7 protein-coding genes are annotated in these 4,997 nt (G+C 67.7%); 1 reads left to right on the top strand and 6 read right to left on the bottom strand.

The window, feature by feature from the left end; all coding sequences use genetic code 11:
• From AC1DU6_RS19865 to AC1DU6_RS19855, 3 genes are all read right to left on the bottom strand, one after another.
• Nucleotides 1-635 (bottom strand): MFS transporter (locus AC1DU6_RS19865; protein WP_477859085.1); only part of this gene is annotated, 635 nt, incomplete at its 3' end.
• A 143-nt stretch (nt 636-778) separates the two neighbouring features.
• A complete protein-coding gene (locus tag AC1DU6_RS19860) occupies nt 779-1,147 on the bottom strand; it encodes a PPC domain-containing DNA-binding protein (protein ID WP_477859083.1) in 369 nt (122 codons plus the stop codon).
• A 1-nt stretch (nt 1,148) separates the two neighbouring features.
• On the bottom strand, nt 1,149-2,762 hold the full coding sequence (locus AC1DU6_RS19855) for a gamma-glutamyltransferase family protein (RefSeq protein WP_457323410.1): 1,614 nt from the start codon (nt 2,760-2,762) through the stop codon (nt 1,149-1,151).
• A 122-nt stretch (nt 2,763-2,884) separates the two neighbouring features.
• Here AC1DU6_RS19855 and AC1DU6_RS19850 point away from each other — a divergent pair, with 122 nt between their 5' ends.
• Entirely contained in the window at nt 2,885-3,169 is a 285-nt protein-coding gene (locus AC1DU6_RS19850; RefSeq protein WP_082533018.1) for a hypothetical protein, read from the top strand.
• A gap of 61 nt (nt 3,170-3,230) precedes the next feature.
• Here the strand turns inward: AC1DU6_RS19850 and AC1DU6_RS19845 are convergent, their stop codons facing one another.
• From AC1DU6_RS19845 to AC1DU6_RS19835, 3 genes are all read right to left on the bottom strand, one after another.
• Nucleotides 3,231-4,223: a S49 family peptidase gene (locus tag AC1DU6_RS19845; RefSeq protein ID WP_457323411.1), complete on the bottom strand. Its 993-nt coding sequence runs from the start codon at nt 4,221-4,223 to the stop codon at nt 3,231-3,233.
• Between the two features lies 1 nt (nt 4,224).
• Entirely contained in the window at nt 4,225-4,611 is a 387-nt protein-coding gene (locus AC1DU6_RS19840) for a Rieske (2Fe-2S) protein (RefSeq protein ID WP_457323412.1), read from the bottom strand.
• Nucleotides 4,604-4,997 (bottom strand): HAD-IA family hydrolase (locus tag AC1DU6_RS19835; RefSeq protein WP_477859080.1); only part of this gene is annotated, 394 nt, incomplete at its 5' end. The genes AC1DU6_RS19835 and AC1DU6_RS19840, both read right to left, overlap by 8 nt.

Genomic DNA, 4,997 nt, shown 5'->3' with positions numbered 1-4,997 from the left:
GGCCAGAAAGCGCCGCGCGTGGCCGACAGCTGCTCCTGCACGCGGATGCCACGCAGGATGACGGCCGACGCGAGCAGGGCCACGGCATCCACGGCCAAGGCCAGCGGAGCGCCCAGCAGCCTGATCAGCACGCCGGCCAGGCCCGGCCCGACGACCTCGGCGCCAGAACCGGCCAAGGCGTTCTTGGCATGCGCCTCGACAAGCCGCTCGCGTGGCACCACCTGGGTCAGCACGATCTGCGCGGCGCTGCCAGCCGTCGTGTGCACGGTGCCCAGTACGAAACCGACGACATACAGCCAGCCCATGCCCAGCCAACCCATCCACGCGGCCAGCGGCACCGTGGCCACCGCGAAGGCGAGCAGGGTCTCACCCACCACATAGACCGGCAGCTTGCGCATGCGATCCAGCAGCACGCCCGAGGGCAGCGAGAACAGCACGAAGGGCAGGATCTCCATCGCCTGCAGCAGGCCCATCTGCGTGGGGCTGGCGTTGAGCAGCACCGCAGCCGTCAGCGGCAGGGCCAGCATGGTGACCTGGCCGCCAAGGGAGGAGATGAGAATGGACGACCACAGCCGCCGGTAGACCGCATCGCGCAGCAGGTCGCCGGGCGCGAGGGTGAAAAACTTGGAGAACATGACGCTGGAGGCTCCGACAGGACTCGACGGGCGGGTCAGCCCCGCCGGGATGAAACAACGCGCAGGGGCGTCAGTCGAGGTCGAGCAACTTGGTCATGCACTGCATGCTAGCAGCGCGGCCGCGCGGTGTCGCGTGCCGGTGGTCACGGCTTGCGGACGACAAGTTCGGCGTAGCCGGTGGCCGAATCGAATTCGCGCGACAGCGAGCCGGTAGGCAGCGACGCAATCAGCAACTCGGCCGTCGTGCGCACCTCACAGCCGGCACACACATGGCCGCCGAACACGCGACCCGCCGCATCGGACACGCTGGCATGCAGATGCGCGCCATCGGGCGTCAGGCTGCCGCTGAGCGTCAGGATTTCGAGCGGCCCGGCGATGGTGGTCGGCTCCGGTTCGCCAGCGAAGCGCAATTGCGCATGAACGAGGCTGCCGATGCCGGCGACGACAAAGCCGGTGCGGCCTTCCAGCGCGCCGCGCAGGTCGTCCCCGGGGTTCAGGCGCAAGACCTCCACTTCAGTAGCCTACGGCCGCGCCATCGCGCCGCGGATCGCTGGCCGCCACATAGCCCTCGACACCCGGATCACCCAGCCGCCAGATGAACTGGCCGGCGCCGAAGTCCTGGTAGCTGTCGTGGATGTCGCCGATCTCATGGCCGCGCGCGCGCAGCGCCTCGATGGTCGCCGCCGGCATGTGCAGCTCGACGTTGATCGACAAACCTTCGTTGAAGCGCCAGCGCGGCGCATCGCAGGCAGCCTGCGGGTTCTGGCCGTAGCAGAGCATGCGCACCAGCGTCTGCAGATGCCCCTGCGGCTGCATGTTGCCGCCCATGACGCCGAAGCTCATCACGGGCGCGCCGTCCTTCGTCAGGAAGGCCGGGATGATGGTGTGGAAGGGCCGCTTGCCCGGTGCGACCTGGTTGGCGTGGCCGGCCTCCAGCGTGAAGCAATGGCCACGGTTCTGCAGGCTGATGCCATAGCCCGGCAGCACCAGACCAGAGCCGAAGCCCATGTAGTTGCTCTGGATGAAGCTGACCATCATTCCCGATTCATCGGCCGCGGTCAGATAGATGGTGCCGCCCTTGATGGGGTTGCCGGCACCGAAGGCCTGGGCGCGCTGCGGGTCGATGAGCTTGGCGCGCGAAGCAAGGTAGTCGGGATCGAGCAACTGGGCCGCGCTGACCGTCATCGCGCCGGGCTCGGCCACGTAGCGGTAGACGTCGGCAAAGGCCAGCTTCATCGCTTCGATCATCAGATGCTGGGCCTCGGGGCTGTCGACCTCGTGCGCCGTCACATTGCAATGCGCCAGCAGGCCCAGCGCCATCTGTGCGGCGATGCCCTGGCCGTTGGGCGGGATCTCGTGCAACGTATGGCCCGCAAAGTCCTTCGCCAGTGGTGTAACCCACTCAGGCTGATAGCCCGCCAGGTCGGCCTCGGTCAGCGCGCCGCCGGTCTCGCCCGCAAATCGAACGAGCGCCTTCGCAATCTCGCCGCGGTAGAACGCCTCGCCCTTGGACTCCGCAATCAGCTTCAGGCTGCGCGCCGCTTCCTGAAAGCGAAACAGCTCGCCCACCTCGGGCGCTCGCCCTTGCGGCAGAAAAGCCCGAGCAAAGCCGGGCTGCGATGTGAGCTCGCTCAACGCCGCCGCCATCGCCCACTTGCCCTGCACGATCGGCGGCACCGCATAGCCGCGCTCGGCGATCTCGATGGCGGGTTGCATCAGATCGGCGAACGGCAGCTTGCCGAAGCGCTCGCTCAGTGCGATCCAGCCGCCCACGGCGCCAGGCACGGTCACCGAGCCCCAGCCTCTCCTGGGCATGACCTGCCCCCCAAAGAACTCCGGCGTCCACGCTGCCGGCGCTGGGCCGGATGCGTTCAGGCCATGCAGCCGCTTGCCGTCCCACAGGATGCAGAACGCATCCGAGCCGAGGCCGTTGCTGCAGGGTTCGACCAGCGTCATGCAGGCCGCCGTCGCGATCGCCGCATCGACCGCGTTGCCGCCCGCCTGCAGCATGCGCAACCCGGCCTGGGCCGCCAGTGGATGCGAGGTCGAGACGATGTTGCGCGCGAACAGCGGGCTGCGCCGGCTTGAATAGCCAGCGCTCCAGTCGAAGTGGGATGCGGTGTTCATGCGCCCGATTCTGCCGGTGTAAGGCTTTGCAACGTGGTCAACGATGCCGGGCGAGGCGTCGTTGTCACCCCAAGCTTGCGCAAGCCGAACCGAAATCCCCGAACCACCTTGGAGCCCTCAAGATGAACACGCTGAAGACCACGATCGCCACTGCCCTCATCACGCTCGCTTCGGGCGTGGCCCTGGCCCAGACTCCGGCTGCCACGCCGGCCACCGCTGCGACACCCGCCACGGCGGCAACACCGGCTACCAAGGCCGCACCGGCCACCGCCGCCACGCCTGCAGTCGCCGCCACGCCGGCCGATGCAGCCAGCGCTGCCAAGCACGCGCCCAAGCACCATGCGAAGAAGCACGCTGCCGCCAAGACCGGCGACATGCCTGCCAAGACCGAAACCAAGACGCAGTAAGCGCATCAGCGCTCCGCGCAAGGCCGCAGCCCGCAATGGCTGCGGCCTTTTTGTTGCCCGATCAGCGGATCGGCGCCATCTCTTTCAGTGCCTTCACCGCACCGGCGCCCATGGCCGCGCCAAAACGCTTGGCCAGGCGCTCAGCGACGTTCTCGCGCGGCGTGTAGTCGATGACGTCCTCGGCCTTGACGACCTCGCGGGCCACATAGTCGAGGTTGCCGAAGTGGTCGGCCAGGCCCAGCTTGACGGCCTGCTCACCGTTCCARAACAGGCCCGAGAAGGTCTCCGGCGTCTCCTTGAGCCGCTTGCCGCGGCCTTCGCGCACGACGGCGATGAACTGCTGATGGATCTGGTCCAGCATGGCTTGCGCGTAGGCGCGCTGCTTGGGGTTCTCCGGACTGAACGGGTCCAGCATGCCCTTGTTCTCGCCGGCGGTCAGCAAGCGGCGCTCGACGCCGACCTTGTCCATCAGCCCGGTGAAGCCAAAGCCATCCATCAGCACGCCGATGGAGCCGACGACCGAGGCCTTGTCGACATAGATCTCGTCGGCCGCTGCGGCGATGTAGTACGCGCCGGATGCACACATCTCCTCGACGACGGCATAGACCGGCTTGTCGTACTGCTTCTTCAGCCGCTTGATCTCGTCGTAGACGATGCCGGCCTGCACCGGGCTGCCACCGGGCGAGTTGACGCGCAGCACGACGGCCTGGGCCGCGTCGTCCTTGAAGGCGTCTTTCAGCGCGGCCAGCAACTGCTCGGCGCTGGCCTCGGTGTCGGCGGCGATCTCGCCACGCACCTCGACCAGGGCGGTGTGCGGCGTCGTCGACGGCGTCACGTGCTTGCCCTGCAGCCACAAGCTGTAGACCAGCAGGGCCGCGAGCAGCAACCAGAACAGCCGGAACACCGTGCGCCAGCGCCGCTCCAGCCGGCGCTCACGCAGGAAGTCGCGGGCCAGCTGGGCCAGCAGCGTCTCGTTTTGCGGCGTGAGCTGTACCGGCACGCCGACGGGCTCGGGCATCGGGGGAGGCAGGGAGTCGTCAGAGGTGCTGCTCATATCAATCTTCAAAAGCGGGCTTGGTGTCCCGGGTCGGGTGCCAGTAGACCTCGCCATCGCGCTCGGTCAGGTCGATCTTCGTCAAGCGGCCGCGGTTACAGGGGCCCATGACGCATTGGCCGGTCGATGGTTCGTAGACGGCGCCATGGATGCTGCACATGATGAAGCGCTTGTCGCTGTCCAGGAACTCGCCTTCCTGCCAGTCCATCTCGGTGGGCACATGGGCGCAGCGGTTCAGGTAGGCGACCGCCTTGCCGTCGAAACGCAGCGCGAAGGCACGCACCGGCTCGCGCCACTGGATGACGTCGAAGCTGACGGCCTTGCCGCGCTCCACCAGTTCGGCCGAAGCGCACAGGCGCTGCAGCGGCGCGACTTCGGGCTCAGGCATGCGCGATCAGCCAGTCATGCAGCTCGCGTGTCGAGTGCGCAACGAAGAGCGGCTTGAACTCGGCAAAGGTCTCGTGGTCATGCGCGCCAAAGCTGACCGCGACGCAGGGCACACCGGCATTCATGGCCAGCTGCAGGTCATGCGTCGTGTCGCCGATCATCAGCGTGCGCTCGGGCTCCGTGCCGAACTCCTTCATCAGCTCCAGCAGCATCTGCGGGTGCGGCTTGGAACGCGTCTGGTCGGCCGTGCGCGTGCCGTCGAACAGATGCCCCAGTTCGCTGGACGCCAGCACGCGGTCCAGGCCCGCGCGGTTCTTGCCCGTGGCGACGGCCAGCCAGTGGTGCCGCGCCTTCAAGGCCTCCAGCATCTCCAGCGTGCCTTCGAAC

This window comes from Roseateles sp. P5_B10, assembly GCF_056400485.1.
The sequence above is the reverse complement of the archived record's forward strand: the minus strand, read 5'-3'. Positions and strand labels throughout refer to the sequence as shown.